The 18,108-nt window shown below is 46.5% G+C and carries 16 protein-coding genes; 14 read left to right on the top strand and 2 right to left on the bottom strand.

Translation table 11 applies throughout. The features are described 5' to 3' along the window. Positions 1-8 precede the first annotated feature (8 nt). From alr to xerD, 5 genes are all read left to right on the top strand, one after another. The gene (gene alr, locus HNP82_RS11365) at positions 9-1,196 is read left to right on the top strand and encodes an alanine racemase (RefSeq protein ID WP_183774780.1); all 1,188 of its coding nucleotides are present in this window, start codon (positions 9-11) and stop codon (positions 1,194-1,196) included. A gap of 208 nt (positions 1,197-1,404) precedes the next feature. Further along, positions 1,405-1,749: a type II toxin-antitoxin system PemK/MazF family toxin gene (locus tag HNP82_RS11360; protein ID WP_408609659.1), complete on the top strand. Its 345-nt coding sequence runs from the start codon at positions 1,405-1,407 to the stop codon at positions 1,747-1,749. A 176-nt stretch (positions 1,750-1,925) separates the two neighbouring features. Beyond that, positions 1,926-2,654, top strand: a complete 729-nt coding sequence (locus HNP82_RS11355) for a YebC/PmpR family DNA-binding transcriptional regulator (protein WP_183774776.1) — start codon at positions 1,926-1,928, stop codon at positions 2,652-2,654. Positions 2,655-2,788: 134 nt separating this feature from the next. Further along, entirely contained in the window at positions 2,789-3,592 is an 804-nt protein-coding gene (locus HNP82_RS11350) for a stage II sporulation protein M (RefSeq protein ID WP_183774774.1), read from the top strand. Positions 3,593-3,823: 231 nt separating this feature from the next. Beyond that, entirely contained in the window at positions 3,824-4,708 is an 885-nt protein-coding gene (gene xerD, locus HNP82_RS11345) for a site-specific tyrosine recombinase XerD (protein WP_183774772.1), read from the top strand. Positions 4,709-4,847: 139 nt separating this feature from the next. Here the strand turns inward: xerD and HNP82_RS11340 are convergent, their stop codons facing one another. Next, entirely contained in the window at positions 4,848-5,885 is a 1,038-nt protein-coding gene (locus HNP82_RS11340) for a 3-deoxy-7-phosphoheptulonate synthase (RefSeq protein WP_183774770.1), read from the bottom strand. Between the two features lie 451 nt (positions 5,886-6,336). Here HNP82_RS11340 and pyk point away from each other — a divergent pair, with 451 nt between their 5' ends. The 7 genes from pyk (at position 6,337) to HNP82_RS11305 (ending at position 14,777) form a co-directional block, all read left to right on the top strand. Then, entirely contained in the window at positions 6,337-8,076 is a 1,740-nt protein-coding gene (gene pyk / locus HNP82_RS11335; protein ID WP_183774767.1) for a pyruvate kinase, read from the top strand. Positions 8,077-8,267: 191 nt separating this feature from the next. After that, positions 8,268-9,443: a D-alanyl-D-alanine carboxypeptidase family protein gene (locus tag HNP82_RS11330; protein WP_183774764.1), complete on the top strand. Its 1,176-nt coding sequence runs from the start codon at positions 8,268-8,270 to the stop codon at positions 9,441-9,443. A 204-nt stretch (positions 9,444-9,647) separates the two neighbouring features. Then, positions 9,648-11,006: an MATE family efflux transporter gene (locus HNP82_RS11325; protein ID WP_183774761.1), complete on the top strand. Its 1,359-nt coding sequence runs from the start codon at positions 9,648-9,650 to the stop codon at positions 11,004-11,006. 57 nt (positions 11,007-11,063) lie between these two features. Further along, positions 11,064-11,807: a segregation and condensation protein A gene (locus HNP82_RS11320; protein ID WP_183774758.1), complete on the top strand. Its 744-nt coding sequence runs from the start codon at positions 11,064-11,066 to the stop codon at positions 11,805-11,807. A 19-nt stretch (positions 11,808-11,826) separates the two neighbouring features. After that, positions 11,827-12,396: an SMC-Scp complex subunit ScpB gene (gene scpB / locus HNP82_RS11315; RefSeq protein WP_183774741.1), complete on the top strand. Its 570-nt coding sequence runs from the start codon at positions 11,827-11,829 to the stop codon at positions 12,394-12,396. Between the two features lie 269 nt (positions 12,397-12,665). Continuing rightward, positions 12,666-13,484: a D-alanyl-D-alanine carboxypeptidase family protein gene (locus HNP82_RS11310; protein WP_183774738.1), complete on the top strand. Its 819-nt coding sequence runs from the start codon at positions 12,666-12,668 to the stop codon at positions 13,482-13,484. A gap of 69 nt (positions 13,485-13,553) precedes the next feature. After that, complete coding sequence (locus tag HNP82_RS11305) at positions 13,554-14,777, top strand: D-alanyl-D-alanine carboxypeptidase family protein (RefSeq protein WP_183774735.1); 1,224 nt, start codon at positions 13,554-13,556, stop codon at positions 14,775-14,777. Here the strand turns inward: HNP82_RS11305 and nudC are convergent. Beyond that, positions 14,752-15,642, bottom strand: a complete 891-nt coding sequence (nudC, locus tag HNP82_RS11300) for an NAD(+) diphosphatase (RefSeq protein ID WP_183774733.1) — start codon at positions 15,640-15,642, stop codon at positions 14,752-14,754. The genes HNP82_RS11305 and nudC overlap by 26 nt on opposite strands. A gap of 175 nt (positions 15,643-15,817) precedes the next feature. Between nudC and HNP82_RS11295 the strand changes: the two genes are divergently transcribed. Continuing rightward, the gene (locus HNP82_RS11295; RefSeq protein ID WP_183774730.1) at positions 15,818-17,272 is read left to right on the top strand and encodes an acyl-CoA carboxylase subunit beta; all 1,455 of its coding nucleotides are present in this window, start codon (positions 15,818-15,820) and stop codon (positions 17,270-17,272) included. A gap of 17 nt (positions 17,273-17,289) precedes the next feature. Then, complete coding sequence (locus HNP82_RS11290; RefSeq protein ID WP_183774727.1) at positions 17,290-18,093, top strand: OadG family protein; 804 nt, start codon at positions 17,290-17,292, stop codon at positions 18,091-18,093. Positions 18,094-18,108: the final 15 nt, after the last annotated feature.

Genomic DNA, 18,108 nt, shown 5'->3' with positions numbered 1-18,108 from the left:
ATAAAACTATGAGTACCTACAGAGTGTGCGCCCGGATCAATCTGGACGCCTTTGAACACAACGTAAAAGAAATTAAAAATAAAATCGGGAGACATACAAAACTTATGGCAGTGATCAAAACCAATGCCTACGGCCATGGCGCGGTTGTCCTGGCCAGAGAACTTGAGCGCCTTGGAGCCTCCTGGCTGGCTGTGGCCTGTGTGGATGAGGGCATTGAACTTAGAGACAGCGGCATCGCACTGCCAATTCTTGTTCTCGGCGTTACATCGCCGGATCAGTATGACGATCTGATTAAATATAACATTACCCCCACAGTTTTTTCTATGGACATGGCCAGAGCGCTGGAAGAGTTTGGGGCGGCTCGTGACAAGATTATAAATGTCCATATCAAAATAGATACGGGGATGGGACGGATCGGATACGCTCCTGTCCGGGAGAGCGCTGAGGAGATTGTCAAGATCAGCCGGCTCCCCCATATTTATGTGGAAGGGATCTTTACCCATTTTGCCTGTGCGGATATGGGGGATGAAAAATATAAAAAAGTGACCAAAATTCAGTATGACCGTTTTTGTCGGATGGAGCAGTGGATTGAGACGATGGGACTTCATATCCCACTTAGACACTGCGCTAACAGCGCGGGGATTATGGACGCTTCATGGATGCATCAGGATATGGTGCGGGCAGGTATTATTTTATACGGACTCTACCCATCTGAGGAGATGCCAAGGGAAGAACTGGACCTTTTGCCGGTCATGTCCCTGACCAGCCATATTACATATATTAAAACGGTAGCCGGAGGAGAGGGAATCAGCTATGGTCATACCTATGTTACAAAGAAGGAGACTGTGATCGCTACGGTTCCTGTAGGTTACGGCGACGGCTATCCAAGACTTTTGTCCAACCAGGGCTGTGTTTTAATCCATGGCCGCCGCGTCCCAATTATCGGCCGCGTATGTATGGATCAATTTATGGTTGATATTACAGGACTGGAAGATGTCCATGAGGGGGATCTGGTTACTCTGGTGGGAAAAGACGGAGACGAAGAGATCTCCATGGATGAGCTGGCGGATCTGACGGGTACCATCAGCTATGAGCTGGTCTGTGATGTGGGGCGGAGGGTTCCCAGAGTCTATATAAAAGACAAAGTGCCGGTGGAAATTTCTGTGTGCCGGAGCAGGACTGCGCCCCTGGCATAAATATGATACTAGGGCCAAATAGACATGTGTTTCATACTTGTATGAAAAAGCATGTCTACTTGACCCGCAAAAATATGAGAAAGCGCCTTTTTTTGTGAAAGGCCGGGCTCGGATCAATGCACTTTTGATAACTGTATACTGCTGTATGAATATACATGCGATTAATTGGAAATAATGATTGAAAAGGTTATCAGGAGTGATTGAATTGATGATAAAACGTGGAGATATCTATTATGCGGATCTGCGTCCCGTGATCGGTTCTGAGCAGGGGGGCGTGCGTCCGGTGTTAATCATACAAAATGACACAGGAAACAAGCACAGCCCCACAGTGATCTGCGCGGCGATCACGTCACGGATGAATAAGGCGAAACTGCCGACGCATGTGGAGCTGTCGGCCAGCCGGTATGATCTGGTGAAAGATTCGGTTATTTTGCTGGAACAGGTGCGTACCATTGATAAAAAGAGGCTGAAAGAAAAAGTATGCCATCTGGATTGCGAGATTCTGAGAAAAGTGGATAAGGCACTGATCATCAGTCTTGAACTGGATACATAAAAACAGTCTTGCAAGTGGTGTTATTTAGTGATAAACTATATAAGTTAGTGTGAGCGTAAAAATTTAGGTTGCCGTTCACTCAGTGAACCGTAACAGATTCAGGAATCCCTGGCGGGTCCTGGCGCGGAATTAGGGTCAGCATTAGCTGATATACATTTAAGAAAAGGAGTGTTATTATGTCAGGCCATTCCAAATTTGCCAACATAAAGCATAAAAAAGAAAAGAACGATGCGGCCAAAGGTAAGATTTTTACTATTATCGGAAAAGAAATCGCGGTAGCTGTTAAGGAAGGCGGACCAAATCCGGACAATAACAGTAAGCTGCGGGATGTGATCGCTAAGGCGAAGGCTAATAACATGCCCAATGATACTATTGAACGCGGTATTAAAAAAGCTGCAGGCGATCTCAGTGCCGTAAATTATGAGACAGCTACATATGAAGGTTATGGCCCCAGCGGAATTGCCATTATCGTTGAAACGCTGACTGACAACCGTAACCGTACGGCTGCCAACGTGCGCAACGCATTCACAAAGGGCGGCGGCTCTGTAGGCGCCATGGGCTGTGTATCCTATATGTTTGATACCAAAGGCCTGATCATCGTGGATAAAGAAGAGTACGAGGGCGACGCCGACGAGCTGATGATGGCTGCGTTAGACGCGGGAGCGGAAGATTTCTCGGAGGAAGAAGACAGCTATGAGATCACCACAGCGCCTGATGATTTGGGTACTGTCCGTGAAAATCTTGAAGCTGCCGGGATTCCCATGGCTTCAGCGGAAGTGACAATGATCCCTCAGACATGGAATACATTGACCAACGAGGAAGATATTAAAAAGATGAACCGTATCCTTGACCTGCTGGATGAGGACGATGATGTTCAGAATGTTTACCACAACTGGGATGAGTAAATTTCACCGTGGATAGTAAAGAAGACCGCCTTTTAAGTTTGTAGCCTTAAAAGGTGGTCTTTTTTGTCCTCCCGCCTCATATAATGATGTTGGGGTCAAACAGTTACGTAGCAGGGGATAAAAGGGGGACATGTATGGGAAGTATGGACTGGGCGATGGCCGCAGGCGTGCAGCCGCCGAGAACAGAAGGGCATAGGCCGTTGTATGAGGATTTCCGTGGTGAAAATCCAGATGACAGTCATTTGGAAAATAAATCAGAGGAATCTAAAGAGGGGGAAGCACAGGAGAGTCAGGAAGATCAGGGCGGGCAGAGTCTGGATCATGATCTGCCTTATCCGCCGGTTGTCCGGTCCTTTCCGGAGCAAAAGGTGATGAAAACAGTCACCCGACGCAAAAAAGGATATTGGTCATGGTTAGTGGTTTTTTTGGCTGGACTTTTGGCCGGAACAGGATTTATAAATATTGCGGCCTTTGGAGAAAACGGGCTTGGTGGGGAATGGATGGCAGAGTTATCCATAAAAATACAGGAATTAACGCCGGATGTGGGATATTTTTTGTATATTTTAGCAAAAAGAGGTCTGTTTTTTATTTTTCTTGTGGGAATGACTTTACTTTGCCGGAGAAGTTTGATATTATATCTATCTACGGCATATTTTGGGTTTTGTCTGGGAGTGATCGTTTCATGGGCGACAGTGGCTTACGGGGCCAAGGGCCTCTGGCTGCTCCTGGAGTTTTTCCTTCCCCATTTTCTTTTGTATATTCCATCGTATCTTATGATGATCCGATGGAGTCAGGCTCAATATCCTGCTCTTTATTTAAAAGGCCGGGGAAGCCTGCTGTTTTTCGCTTTCCTGACACTGGCTGTGGGATGCGTCCTGGAATGTTACGCCAATCCGGTGTGGGCACATTTTTTTGTGACTATTCAGCCATGGGGCTGAGAAAGAAAAAACGAAGCAAGTAAATTTGTGTAAGTTTTTTTCTTCTGGGATGGCAGGAAAGAATTTTTTTTAACAATATGTAGTAGACATAATCGGTAAACGTTACATTATCTAGTATTTTTTTGTGAAAAAACCTGTATTTGCCCGTGTTTGACAGATTTTTTTTGTTTGATTTTATTGAAAAAATTGATTATAATAGGCATATCTGAAATACAAATGAAGGGGTGCGCAATGGAAACTTACATCGAGGGATTTATAAAATACTTGACAGATATAAAAAAATCCTCAAAAAATACTATATTGTCCTATGAGCGAGATTTACGTAAGTTTTTTTCGTATCTGGAAAGCGTCCATATTCAGAGTATTGAAAAAGTGAATCACACAAATCTTAACTCTTATGTTCTCTATATGGAAAAAGAAAATTTTGCGCCTTCCACGGTATCCCGCAATATTGCCACACTGAAAGCCTATTTTAATTTTCTGTTTAAGCAGAACCGGATTTCTCAGGATCCGGCTCAGCTTTTAAAGGCGCCTAAGATCGAGAAAAAGATTCCAGGTATCCTTACTGTCGACCAGGTGACTCTCCTTTTAAGCCAGCCTTCAGGCAGCAGTAATAAAGAGATCCGGGACAAAGCTATGCTTGAACTTTTATATGCCACGGGAATAAGAGTCAGTGAGCTGATTTCCCTGACGGTGGATGATCTGAATCTGACCTCCGGCTATATCCGAGTCCATGAGGGTGGACGGGAACGGATTATACCTTTTGGCACCGCAGCCAGACAGGCGTTGAAAAATTACCTTGATAATGCCAGAGAGGGAATGATCGCTTCTGAGGATGAGAAGTCTCTGTTTACAAACTGTAATGGACAGCCTATGAGCCGCCAGGGCTTCTGGAAAGTCCTTAAACAGTACGCCAAGCGGGCGGGGATCGAGGAGGATATAACACCACACACCCTGCGCCATTCCTTTGCGGCTCATCTTGTGGAGAATGGGGCGGATCTCCACGCGGTTCAGGAAATGCTGGGACATTCCGATGTTTCCACAACCCAGATGTACGCTAAATTTTCAAATTACCGGATCAAAGAGGTCTACGCCAAGGCCCATCCGAGAGCATAAACAGTGGTCATAAAAACATGGTTTTTGTGGCCGCTTTTTTTGCGAGTGCGTCTGGCGGTACGCTGCGGCGATATGATATAAAAAAGCAGAGGGAAACTTATGAAAATTCCCTCTGCGGATAAAATTTTCTCCTTCAATGTTACAGGCAGCGGTCGGCAATCTCATAGATGAGCTGGCGTGAATCTTCCCAACCGAGGCAGGGGTCCGTGATAGACTGTCCATAAACATGGTTGGCGCCGCCGATCTTCTGATTCCCTTCTACAATATAGCTTTCGATCATGACGCCTTTGACAAGAGTGCGGATATCCGCGCTGTGTTTCCGGTTGTGCGTGACTTCTTTGACAATACGGATTTGTTCTTTAAATTTTTTACCGGAGTTGGAGTGGTTGGCGTCAATGATACATGCCGGGTTTTTCAGTCCGAGCTGGCTGTACATATCAAAAAGACGGATCAGATCCTCATAGTGATAGTTGGGCTTTGACTGGCCGTATTTATTAACAGCGCCCCTTAATATGGTGTGGGCGTAAGGATTGCCGGTGGTGGTTACATCCCAGCCGCGGAAGAGAAAATTGTGGCTGTGCTGAGCGGCGATGACGGAGTTGAGCATTACCGAAAAGTCTCCGCTGGTGGGGTTCTTCATGCCTGTAGGCACATGGATACCGCTGCTGACAAGACGGTGCTGCTGATTTTCAACAGAGCGGGCACCGATAGCCACGTAGGAAAGGACATCGGCCAGATACCAGTAATTTTCGGGGTAAAGCATTTCATCGGCAATAGGCATTTCAAAAGTTTCAAGAGCGTGCATGTGCATTTTACGGATTGCGATGAGACCATTTAAAAGATCCGGAGCTTTCTCAGGATCCGGCTGGTGGAGCATTCCTTTATAGCCCTCACCGGTGGTCCGGGGTTTATTGGTATAAATCCTTGGCACAAGGATCAGCTTATCGGCAACTTCTTCCTGAACTTTTTTCAGGCGGCTGATATAGTCACAGACCGCTTCCTCATTATCTGCGGAGCAGGGGCCGATAATGACCAAAAATTTGTCGGAAGCTCCAGAGATAACGTCAATCAGTTCTTTATCCTTGCCCGCTTTGATGGCGGCAAGCTTTTCAGATACCGGGTACTGAGCTTTGATCTCTTTTGGTACCGGCAGCTTTTGGTTAAATGTAAAACTCATTTTTCAGACTCCTTTAATATATTTTAGGATCGCGTCAGGGCGTTGGCACAGTGCGATCCGTGAATCGCAGATGTCACAATATCTTTTGGCGTTTTGGTTATCGTATGTTTTTCATTATAATATATTTTAAAAAATGTGTCAAAATACTTTTAGAGAGTTGAGAGAAGTGGCATAAGAAGAAAATTTTACGAGATTTTTACACTTTGTTAAAAATTAGTCAAAATTTGGAAGAAAAAGCAAAATTCCCTGTGATTCTTAAACAAAACGATGAAAATAAATTAACTACTATAAAAACACCTGTAAAAGTGTTAAAATAAGTTGACTATTGGTGGTTATAATGCCGCAGACAGCGTGGCTCCGCCATGACAGATGAAAGCCTGCCTTGCTGTTGGACTCTGCTTTAAGCGGCTTTCATGGCAGCGATGCAATTGAGCAATATGGAGGAAATAAAATGCGAAAAACTAAAATTATCTGCACAATGGGACCTGTGCTGGAAAGTGACCAGATGATCCGCACATTGATGCTGGAAGGTATGGATGTGGCCCGGTTCAATTTCTCCCACGGCGATCACGCGGAACAAAAGGGCCGTTTGGACCGGCTAAAACGTATCCGGGAGGAGTTAGGTCTTCCTGTAGCCGCTCTTTTGGATACGAAGGGTCCGGAGATACGTATTGGAAAGTTTGAGAATGGCAAAGTAGAATTGAAAAAAGGACAGCTTTTTACCTTGACCACAAAGGAGATCACCGGTAATCAGGATCAGGTTTCTATTTCTTATAAAGATCTGCTCAAAGATGTGGAAGAGGGGATGACAATCCTGCTGGACGACGGTCTAATCGCCCTTAAAATTGAAAGGATGACATCCACAGATATTATATGTAAAGTTGTCAATGACGGCGTTCTCGGTGACAAAAAAGGCGTCAACATTCCAGGCGCAAAGTTGTCCATGCCATTTATCAGCCAGAAGGATTACGACGACATTATTTTTGGTATTGAGAATGGCTTTGATTTTATTGCCGCTTCCTTTACCCGGACTGCGGATGATATTCTTGAGATCCGCCGGATTTTCCAGGAGAAAAACTGCCATTCCATGAATATTATCGCCAAAATTGAAAATATGCAGGGCGTGGAAAATATTGACGAGATCATCCGTGTTGCCGACGGCATCATGATCGCCCGGGGCGATATGGGTGTGGAGATCCCCCTGGAGGATGTCCCTGTTATCCAGAAGATGATCATTAAAAAAGTCTGTGAGGCAGGAAAACAGGTCATTACCGCCACACAGATGCTGGACTCTATGATGAAAAATCCAAGACCTACCCGTGCTGAGGCAACAGATGTGGCCAACGCCATCTACGATGGCACAAGCGCCATTATGCTTTCCGGAGAGACTGCCGCTGGTCTTTATCCGGTGGAAGCCTTAAAAACGATGGTTCGGATTGCTGTCCGCACAGAGCAGGATATTGATTACCGTAAGCGGTTTAAAATGCGGGAAAATAACGACCGCCCAGATGTGACCAACGCGATTTCCCATGCTACATGTACTACGGCTACTGATCTTGGGGCTTCTGCTATTATTACGGTTACAAAGTCCGGAAAGACAGCCCGGATGATCTCAAAATTCCGCCCTGAATGTCCGATGATCGGTTGCACAACAGAAGATTATGTATGCCGGCAGCTTAATCTGTCCTGGGGGGTTGTACCTCTTTTGATTAAGGAGGAGAGCGATACCGATGATTTGTTTGAACATGCGGTGGATGCTGCCCAAAAGACAGATATTGTAAAACAGGGCGACCTCGTAGTTATCACAGCGGGCGTACCTTTAGGTATTTCCGGAACAACAAACCTGATCAAAGTTCATGTGGCCGGACATATTCTCATCAAGGGCAAAGGTTTATCCGACCGGAACGCTACAGGCTCATTATGTGTATGCGGCAGCAAAGAGGATCTGGACGAGAATTTTAAGGAGGGCGATATTATTGTTATCAAAGAGACAGATAACGAAATGTTGCCTTATATTAAAAAAGCCTCCGGCCTGATTGTAGAGGAGGAGGGATTAAATTCCCACGCTGCCATTGTTGGACTGTCTCTGGATCTTCCTGTGATTCTGGGAGCAAGTCACGCTGTGAAAATCCTTAAATCCGGCGCCGTTGTCACCATTAACGGAAGAGATGGGCTGGTGTGCTGTAACTGATCTGTCCCCCGCTGATTAAAGCGGGGGATTTTCATTATCTGGCTGTCTTGAAAATAAATTTCGGTGGATCTGGAAAAAATGGTCATAATCCTGCGGGATGCGTCCTAAAATATGATAAGGAATTATTTTGAGGCAACAATTTGGCTATCAGGCATGGGCGGGCCGAATTGTTGAACTTTTGGGGTGATGGGATGAGACGATGGATTGCCGGAACGCTGATAGCAGTTCTGCTGCTGTGTTTTGCGCAGCCGTCCAGGGTTTTTGGCGGCGAGGCTGACGCAGACCTTGGGATTACGGCCCAGGCATGTGTTTTGATGGAGGCAGATACAGGGCAGATTATTTATGAAAAAAACAGTACCCAGCGTTTAAGTCCGGCCAGCATCACAAAGATCATGACACTGATCCTTATCTTTGAGGCATTGGAAGATGGGAAAATTACCCTTCAGGATGAAGTGACCACAAGCGCCTATGCCAAGAGTATGGGCGGGTCCCAGGTGTTTCTTGAGGAAGGGGAAAAGCAGACCGTTGAGACGCTGATCAAATGTATTGTAGTGGCGTCGGGAAATGACGCCTCTGTGGCCATGGCGGAATATATTTGTGGCAGCGAACAGGAATTTGTCCGGCAGATGAATGAAAAAGCGGCCCAGCTTGGCATGGAGGATACCCATTTTACAGATTGCTGTGGCCTGACGGATTCACAGGATCATTATACGTCGGCAAAAGACGTGGCTGTTATGTCCAGGGAACTGTCGGTCAAGTATCCTCAGATACACAATTATTCTTCTATATGGATGGAGGATATTACCCATGTGACCAGCCAGGGAACGTCCACATTCACTCTGGCCAATACAAATAAACTGCTTCGCCAGTATGAGGGGTGCAACGGCCTTAAAACCGGTTCTACAAGTCTTGCAAAGTATTGTCTCTCAGCCACCGCTGTGCGCGATGATATTGAGCTGATCGCCGTCATCATGGCTGCGCCGGATTATAAAGTGCGTTTTTCTGAGGCTGCCGCGCTGCTCAATTATGGGTTTTCCCACTGTACCCTGTATAAAGGAGATATCACTGTGCCGTTGGAGAATGTCCCGGTTAAAAATGGCATTTCAGACAGTGTGGGATGTGCCTGGGGAGAGCAGTTTACCTATCTTTCCACATCAGAGGAAGATCTGGGACAGATCACCTGGGAATTTCAGCCGGACCCGGAACTTAAAGCGCCGGTTTGTGCCGGGGATACTGTGGGATCGGTGGTTTATTATCTAAACGGGACAACGATTGGCAGCGTCCCGGTGGTTGCCTGTGAAGGTGTGGCCGAGGCCGGATATCTGGATTATATGAAAGAGATTTGGAAACACCTTGTGAAAATATGACATTTTTGTTGACAGAACGGCAAATATAAGTATAATGATATTGTTAAAATTTTTCAGTGGACTTTTCCGGACGTTGTCATCTTTTTGCCACTTGGCGTTTTTTGCCAAGTGGTTTTTTAATGCCATAGGAAACTTTGTTTCCTATGGCATTAAAAAACGCTCCAATATTATCCGGAAAATTGCCCTGGGCGAAGGAGGATACAAATGAATGAAACATTTATGAAAGAGAAGTCGGTATTGCCGCTGATTTTGTCAATGGCACTGCCCATGGTGATCTCTATGCTGGTTAACTCGCTGTATAATATTGTGGACAGCTTTTTTGTGGCCAAAATCAGTGAAAATGCCATGACTGCACTATCTCTGGTTTATCCGGTACAAAATTTTATCAATGCGGTAGGGATTGGTTTCGGTATCGGGATTAATGCGGTCATTGCCTTTTATCTTGGTGCGAAGGAGGAGAGAAAAGCCAACATAGCCGCTACCCTCGGGCTGGTTTTAGGAGGTGTTCACGGCATTGTGCTAACCGCAGGGAGCATACTGATTATGCCATCTTTTCTGAGAATGTTTACATCTGACAGTGACGTTGTGGAACTGGGCCTCAGATACAGCTACGTTGCATTTGCCTTTTCACTGGTCATTGTCCTTGGGGTTTCTTTTGAAAAAATATTTCAGTCTGTTGGCCGGATGAAAGTGACAATGGTAGCTCTGATGAGCGGATGTATTGCCAATATTATATTGGACCCCCTGCTGATTTTCGGACTGGGGCCTTTTCCACAAATGGGAATGGAGGGAGCGGCCCTCGCCACAGGATTGGGACAGGTCCTGACGCTGGTCATCTATTTGGCAGTTTGTAAGATCCGCCCTTTGCCTCTAAAAATTGGGAAAAAATATCTGGCCTGGGATGGACGTATGGTAGGCCGGCTGTATTCCATAGGAATCCCGGCGATTTTAAATATTGCCCTTCCGTCTCTGTTAGTCTCCGCCCTTAATGGTATCCTGGCGGCTTACGGGCAGATTTATGTGGTGATTCTGGGTATTTATTATAAATTACAGACCTTCCTTTATCTCCCCGCCAATGGAATTATCCAGGGAATGCGGCCAGTTATCGGATATAATTATGGCGCCGGGGAGTATAAGCGGGTAGGCAAGATCTACAATGTGACCCTGGGATTGTGCGCGGTGATCATGGTTGCGGGAACGGCAATATGTCTGGCTGTTCCAGGACAGTTGATAGGATTATTCACCCAAAATCAGGAGACTGTGGAAGCGGGGGCCATGGCGCTTAGGATCATCAGCGGGGGCTTTATTGTATCTTCCGTATCTGTGGCATCCTCCGGAGCCTTGGAGGGGCTTGGAAAGGGAACCCCGTCCCTCATCATTTCACTGTGCCGGTATGTGGTGATCATTATTCCTGCCGCCTTTATCCTCAGCCGCTTTTTGGGGGAAGCCGGTGTATGGCATGGCTTCTGGCTGACAGAGATTGTCACAGCGGTTGTATCCTTCCTTGTCTATAAAAAAGCGATGATTCAGCCCCGCGGTGGGTATTCCCGAAGATCCAATTGACCATGGCCGGTCTTTCTGGTATACTGTTTGGACAGGAAAAGGGTTTGAGGTGATGATATGGCCATTCCGGTCAAACTGCGGGTTTTTGAAGGCCCGCTGGATTTGCTGCTCCATTTGATTGATATTAATAAAATTGACATTTACGATATACCTATCGCTCTGATCACAGATCAGTATCTGGAATATATTCATCAGATGGATCATCAGGATATGGATGTGATGAGCGAATTTCTGGTAATGGCAGCCACCCTTCTTCGGATCAAATCTAAGATGCTCCTTCCTGTGGAGGATAAACCCCAGGAGGAGCAGGAGGATCCGAGGCAGGAGCTTGTGGAACGGCTTTTAGAATATAAAATGTACAAATATGCGGCAGGGGAACTGAAAGATATGCAGATGAATGCCGCCCAGAGCTTTTATAAAACGACAACACTGCCGGAGGGGTTAAGGTATGAAGAACCTCCCGTAGATCTGGACGCACTTACCCAGGGGCTTGATTTGGATAAGCTCCATGTGATCTTTAAGGCTGTGATGAAAAGGGCCAATGACAAGATTGATCCGATCCGCAGCAAGTACGGGAAGATCCAGCAGGAGGAAATTAATCTGTCCGATAAAATCAGCGAGATCCAGACATATTCCAGGGGCCGGAAACATTTTAGTTTCCGTCAGCTCCTTGAAAAGCAGAAAACAAAAATGAATATTATCGTTACTTTTCTCGCGGTTCTGGAATTGATGAAAAGCGGGATGATCAGAGTGGCTCAGAAGGAACTTTTTGACGATATAATGATCGACGTTGTGGATTGAAGCTAAGGAGGAGATTAATATGGAAGAGGCGAAGGCTTCCTCGGTGATCGAAGCCCTGCTGTTTACTATGGGAAAAGCAGTTCCGTTAAAAGATATTGCGGCAGTGCTAGATGCTGATGAAACGACAGTGAGGGAACTGATTTGCCAGATGATGGATCAATATAAAGAGGAACACAGGGGCATTCAGATTATTGAGCTGGAGGACGCGTTTCAGATGTGTACGGCTCCGGAGTATTACGACTATATTATAAAACTGACGCATCAGCCAAAGAAGCATACCCTTTCGGACGCCATGCTGGAGGTTCTCTCCATTATTGCGTATAAACAGCCGGTAACCCGGTCTATGGTAGAGCAGATCCGGGGGGTAAACAGTGATTATGCAATTAACCGTCTGTTGGAATATCATTTGATTACAGAGGCGGGACGATTGGATGCTCCCGGACGCCCCATTCTCTTTGCCACGACAGAAGATTTTTTGAGAACTTTCGGGGTGCGCTCAAAAGAAGAACTTCCGGTGATTGATCCGGTAAAGGTGGCAGAGTTTAAAACCGAGGCCGAAGAAGAGGCCGCTTTAAAAATAGATACATAAGGATATCTTAACTTCCATTCAGTGAATAATTTCCATAAACAATGGGAAAAATACAGTCAGAATTTTTTGGCTGTATCATCTGAAAGGAAGTTTTTATTATTAGGATTAGACAAAGAAAATACCCATATATTGTATATATTACCGGAATCCTCGCTGCCTGCCTTTTTCTTGGAACAGGGGTCCTTGGCGCTTATACCAGAAGGGGGCAGGGACAGTACTCCTACGCCGTACATCTGGCCGGCGGCGGTAAAGCCCAGACTGCCAGTGTTATGTCATCGGGAATCTTGGATCTTTACAGCGATCATATGCTTCTTATGAGTCTGGAAGACCATCAGACGATTTTATCGTTTCAAAGCAGCGAAGAGATCTATCCCGCCTCTCTGACAAAGATTATGACAGCAATCATTGCCATCGAAGCTTTGGATGATTTTGATGAGACGGTTACGGTCTCACCGGCCTTACTTAAATCCCTGGCGGAAAAAAATGCCTCTGTGGCCGGTTTCCTGCCTGGAGAGCAGGTCTGCGTCAGGGATTTGCTCTATGGGACGCTGCTGCCCTCCGGGGCGGACGCCGCTGTTACCCTGGCATGTAGGGTCAGCGGGAGCGAGGAGGCTTTTGTAAAATTAATGAATGAGAAGGCCAGAAGTCTGGGAATGGCCCACACTCATTTTACCAATGCCACAGGACTCCATAATGACAGTCATGTGACAACACTGGATGATCTGGCACTGCTTTTGGAATATGCCTTAGATAACGGCGTTTTTTACCGGATTTTCACGGCGCACCAGTACCAGAGCCAGCCCACGTCCATGCATCCCCAGGGGATGATGCTTTCCAGCACTTTGTTTGAGAAAATGGGGGAGGGCGGGGAAAGCGGGGTGGACGGTCAGGGGTATCTAAAGGATCAGGGGTGGATATTGGGCGGAAAGACCGGCTATACTCCGCAAGCCGGTCTGTGCCTGGCCACTATCGCCGATATCAGCGACAAAAGATATCTTCTCATTACGGCGGGAGCCTGCGGTGACACCTCGACGGCGCCATATCACGTTATGGACGCCGTAGAGGTGTACAGCCATATTGAAAAGTGACCAGCTTATGTCTGGTCATAACGGGGCGGCTTTACACATAAACTATAAAAAAACGGGAATGTAAATGAGATGAGTTTTTTTAAATATAAAATCTGTGTCCGGGGCCGGGAGAGATTGCGGTGTCCAGGCCGGGGAAAATTATGGTGTTTGTGTCTGATAATCCTCCTTGTTTTTTCTCCGGCAATAAAGACCTACGGCAATGAGACAAAAGATCTGCTGCCGTCTCTCCACGCCCGGGCGGCGGTATTGATGGACGGGGAGACCAAAAGAGTTCTTTATGGAAAAAACCCGGAGGAGATCCTTCCCATGGCAAGTACAACAAAGGTGATGACTCTGCTGGTGACACTGGAAAATTCATCTGTGGATGATATTGTCACAGTATCTTCCTATGCCGCCTCGATGCCGGACGTACAGTTGGGAATAAGGGAAGGGGAGAAATATGTCCTTAGAGATCTTATGTATTCGATGATGCTGGAATCTCACAATGACTCGGCGGTGGCCATTGCGGAACATGTGGGGGGAAGTGTTGAAAACTTTGCGGCAATGATGAATGATAAGGCCAGGGAGCTTGGATGTGAGTCTACATATTTTATTACGGCCAATGGTCTGGACGCCGCCGACGATGTGGGCGTTCATGCCACGACGGCGAGGGATCTGGCGGTGATTATGGCCTGTGCTGTGAAAAATGAAAGCTTTCTGGAGATTACAGGGACAATGTCATACAGTTTTTCCGATTGTGATAAAAAAAGACAATTTACAGTGAATAATAAAAATGCCCTCCTGACTATGACTGATGAGGCCCTGTCAGGTAAGACCGGATTTACGGGAAACGCCGGTTACTGTTATGTGTGCGCGGTGGTCAGTGAAGGGCGGACATTTATTATCGCGCTGCTGGGATGCGGATGGCCGCCGGATAAACGCTGGAAATGGGAAGATACCCAGGAGCTGATTCAGTACGGCAAGGAAAATTATGAACTTAAAGAAGTGAGTTTTTCGGCGGACCGCCTGTTGCCTGTGACCGTTATTGACGGCCAGCAGACAAATGCGGCTCTGACTGTGGATGCGCCCTCGCTGAAAGTTCTGGCCAGAGAGGATGAGACGCCTCAAGTCACCTTGAAAGTCCTGTCAAGGGTACAGGCGCCAGTAAAAGCGGGTCAGTCTGCCGGGTGGCTTCAATATAAAATCGGCACAGATACTTTTGCCAGTTACCCGGTTACTTTCGCTGATAATGTGGAGGCAGTAAACTACAGATATTATCTTGAAAAAGTTATGTTGCAGGCCCTTGGCTTTTAAAGTAAAGCATCATTTCTCTGGTCAGGCTTGTATTCTCCCCGTCTGCGGGGATGTCCTCCCGTTTAAACCACCGGGCGGTGGAAAGCTCTGTGGTATCCAGAGTAATCTCATCGTTTCCATCCAGATCGCAGAAGAAACCGAAGAGCAATGTGCCGGAGAAAGACCAGGGCTGACTTTTGTAGTAACGTATATTTTTGACTTTCAGCCCGACTTCTTCCATAACTTCCCGGTGAACGGTCTCCTCGATGGTCTCGCCGATTTCGGCGTAACCGGCAATAAGGGCGTAGCGCTTAAAGGAGCGGCCTTCATATTTTGTGAGGAGAAGCCGGTCGTTATGGGTGACGCCCACAATGACCGCAGGACTTAAAACCGGGTATTCCATCACATTGCACTGGGGACAGTGCATCATCCGTTCCCTGTCCGCATGAACCAGTTCATGGCCGCAGCGGCCGCAGAATTTTCTGGATAGATACCAGGAGTAAAGCTGATGTCCGGTGATCCCCGCAAAGGCCAGCCACGCAGGTTCTGTGCTGCGAAGAATTGACAGGGGCTTAAATGTGCCCAGAGCGCCCAGCATTTCGCCAACGTCGCTGTGGGACGGTACCTCTTCCCCGGCGTTTTGGGGAAAATACAAAAAGAAATCCCGGTCATCTATGGCAAAAAGATAGATGGCGTGAGTCGTCAGATCATCTTTAAGATGAGGAAATTCTTTGAGAATCTCATCCATGGTAAAATAGCGCAGTTTGTCGCTGCCGCTGCCGGTAAGAATGGCCTGCTGATCATAGAAAAGAAAAAAGCTGTCGCCGGACGGCTTTTTTTGTATGTATTCATTATGGTAAATATGGGGATAAATATCTTGTATCATAAATGTTTTTGTCCTTTCAAAATGGTATTTCCAGGAAATGATAACATATCCCTTGGGGATTGTCATGTATTTTTCAACAAATTTCCCTTGAAAAAATTGGATAAAAGCGATAGAATAAAATCGGCAGAGAATTTGATAAAATTTAATAAAATATTATAACTATGGAGGGCTAAAAATGAGCAATTTGAAGCAACTGTCAGCAAGAGAAAGAATTAATTTACTGCTTGATGACAACAGTTTTGTGGAGATTGGCGCTTTTGTTCATGCCAGAAGCACTGATTTTAACATGACATCCATTGATACTCCGGCAGACGGCGTCATTACCGGTTACGGTGTGATCGACGGCAATCTGGTTTATGTTTACAGCCAGGATGCCTCTGTCATGAACGGAGCTATCGGTGAGATGCATGCAAAAAAGATTTCAAGAATGTACGAACTTGCGTTGAAAGTGGGCGCGCCGGTGATCGGTCTGATCGACTGTGCGGGTATGCGTCTTCAGGAGGCAACAGACGCTCTTAACGCATTTGGCGAGCTTTATTTTAAACAGACGATGGCATCAGGGGTTGTTCCCCAGATCTCGGCCATCTTTGGCGCCTGCGGCGGCGGTGTGGCTATGATTCCGGCCCTTACAGATTTTACTCTCATGACAAGAGAGAACGCCCGTCTTTTTGTTAATACCCCAAACGCTCTTGAAAATAATGATATTTCAAAATGCGACACATCTTCCTGTGACTACCAGAGCAGCGTTGCTGGCACGGTAGATTATGTGGGAGATTCTGAAGAAGATGTTCTCGCCAGAATCCGCATGCTTATTTCCCTGCTGCCTGCAAACTGTGATGACGAGGGCGAAGCGGTTGTGTGTACCGATGATCTTAACCGGGAAAATTCTGTGCTTGCCTCTGTTAAGGATACTGCCTATATTCTTCAGGATATTTCCGACGGACATGTTTATTTTGAGCTTAAACCGGATTACGCCCCGGAGATGGTTACAGCATTCATCCGTCTTAACGGAATGACTGTGGGCGCGGTGGCCAACAGAACAGAGTTTTTAGGTGAGGATGGGACAGTGGCTAAAACAGAGCCTGCCAGCCTTTCAAGTGACGGCGCTGTAAAGGCGGCGGAATTTGTAAGTTTTTGCGACGCTTTTTCAATTCCTGTGCTGACCCTTGTCAATGTGGAAGGCTACAAAGCGACTATGGATGAAGAGAAGACTATCGCAAAAGCCTGTGCGAAGCTGACCCACGCTTTTGCCGACGCTACTGTACCTAAAGTGACGGTCATCATTGATAAGGCTTTCGGCAGCGCTTACCTGGCTATGAACAGCCGCCATATCGGCGCGGATATGGTTTATGCTTATCCGGACGCTCAGATCGGAATGATGAATGCTCAGTCTGCGGTAAAGATTATGTATGCCCATGAGATTAAGGAGTCAGATAACGCCAGACAGCTCATCGCGGACAAGGCTTCTGAATTTGAAAAAATGCAGAACAGTCCTGTATCGGCGGCTGCCAGAGGATATGTTGATGACATTATTGAACCTGCGGCGACCCGCAAGAGAGTCATTGCCGCCTTTGAAATGTTATATACAAAAAGAGAGGATCGGCCGGCTAAAAAACATGGTACGATTTAGAAAGAGGTGAATATTTCATGAAAAAGCTTACTGCGTTTTTGTGCATGCTCATCTGTATTCTTTCGCTGACAGCCTGTGCGCAGACAGATACCGAGGCTACATCCTCATCTAATTATGATGTGGCGACGCTCCAGGATAATGTTGAAAATCTGATTACATCTCTGGAAGATACGGCAGATTCCGACATTGAGTCTATTATTAATATGAACAATAAGCTGATCGCAGATGACGATGAAACAGCCCTGTCCATTAAAAACAGCTATCAGTCATGGCTGGACAGTAAGGAAGAACTTGGCGCATTTACACCACAGGACAGCGATGTATGCACAGTGACCGAGGATGATGACGGTGTCACCGTTACTTTGGAAACCGTATTTGAAAAGCGGGACGCTACAGTGACTGTAAGTTATGATGTGACCGGGCAGATGGTTTCTTTTGCTTTTTCACCGGTATACAGCCTGGCGGAAAATCTTGAGAGTGCAGCGTTAAATACAGTGCTTGGTATGGGTATTGTGTTTATTGTTCTGATTTTTATCGCCTTTATTATCAGCCTGTTTAAATTTATCTATAAGGCCCAGAACCGTACGGCAGGCGCGGAAAAAGAAAAAGAGTCCTTAAGCCAGAAACCGGAAAGACCGGCACCGGCTCCTGTTGCTGCACCAACCCCGGCACCGGCGCCTGTTTCCAGTGAAGAGGTGGATGATCTGGAGCTTGTGGCGGTAATCACAGCCGCTGTTGCCGCATCCATGAATACATCTGTGGATTCCCTGGTTGTCCGTTCTATTAAAAAGAGAAGTACGAATAAATGGCAGAAAGCCTGATTTTAGGAGGATTTT

Source organism: Catenibacillus scindens (genome assembly GCF_014202115.1).
Classification (GTDB): domain Bacteria; phylum Bacillota; class Clostridia; order Lachnospirales; family Lachnospiraceae; genus Catenibacillus; species Catenibacillus scindens.
Note: the sequence above shows the minus strand (reverse complement) of the source record. Positions and strands in the feature narration are given on the sequence as shown.

Excerpts from the sequence above, each read along its gene's own strand:
- alr (WP_183774780.1), top strand. The coding sequence starts at position 9 with ATGAGTACCTACAGAGTGTGCGCCCGGATCAATCTGGACGCCTTTGAA.
- HNP82_RS11360 (WP_408609659.1), top strand. The coding sequence starts at position 1,405 with ATGATAAAACGTGGAGATATCTATTATGCGGATCTGCGTCCCGTGATC.
- HNP82_RS11355 (WP_183774776.1), top strand. The coding sequence starts at position 1,926 with ATGTCAGGCCATTCCAAATTTGCCAACATAAAGCATAAAAAAGAAAAG.
- HNP82_RS11350 (WP_183774774.1), top strand. The coding sequence starts at position 2,789 with ATGGGAAGTATGGACTGGGCGATGGCCGCAGGCGTGCAGCCGCCGAGA.
- xerD (WP_183774772.1), top strand. The coding sequence starts at position 3,824 with ATGGAAACTTACATCGAGGGATTTATAAAATACTTGACAGATATAAAA.
- HNP82_RS11340 (WP_183774770.1), bottom strand. The coding sequence starts at position 5,885 with ATGAGTTTTACATTTAACCAAAAGCTGCCGGTACCAAAAGAGATCAAA.
- pyk (WP_183774767.1), top strand. The coding sequence starts at position 6,337 with ATGCGAAAAACTAAAATTATCTGCACAATGGGACCTGTGCTGGAAAGT.
- HNP82_RS11330 (WP_183774764.1), top strand. The coding sequence starts at position 8,268 with ATGAGACGATGGATTGCCGGAACGCTGATAGCAGTTCTGCTGCTGTGT.
- HNP82_RS11325 (WP_183774761.1), top strand. The coding sequence starts at position 9,648 with ATGAATGAAACATTTATGAAAGAGAAGTCGGTATTGCCGCTGATTTTG.
- HNP82_RS11320 (WP_183774758.1), top strand. The coding sequence starts at position 11,064 with ATGGCCATTCCGGTCAAACTGCGGGTTTTTGAAGGCCCGCTGGATTTG.
- scpB (WP_183774741.1), top strand. The coding sequence starts at position 11,827 with ATGGAAGAGGCGAAGGCTTCCTCGGTGATCGAAGCCCTGCTGTTTACT.
- HNP82_RS11310 (WP_183774738.1), top strand. The coding sequence starts at position 12,666 with ATGTCATCGGGAATCTTGGATCTTTACAGCGATCATATGCTTCTTATG.
- HNP82_RS11305 (WP_183774735.1), top strand. The coding sequence starts at position 13,554 with ATGAGTTTTTTTAAATATAAAATCTGTGTCCGGGGCCGGGAGAGATTG.
- nudC (WP_183774733.1), bottom strand. The coding sequence starts at position 15,642 with ATGATACAAGATATTTATCCCCATATTTACCATAATGAATACATACAA.
- HNP82_RS11295 (WP_183774730.1), top strand. The coding sequence starts at position 15,818 with ATGAGCAATTTGAAGCAACTGTCAGCAAGAGAAAGAATTAATTTACTG.
- HNP82_RS11290 (WP_183774727.1), top strand. The coding sequence starts at position 17,290 with ATGAAAAAGCTTACTGCGTTTTTGTGCATGCTCATCTGTATTCTTTCG.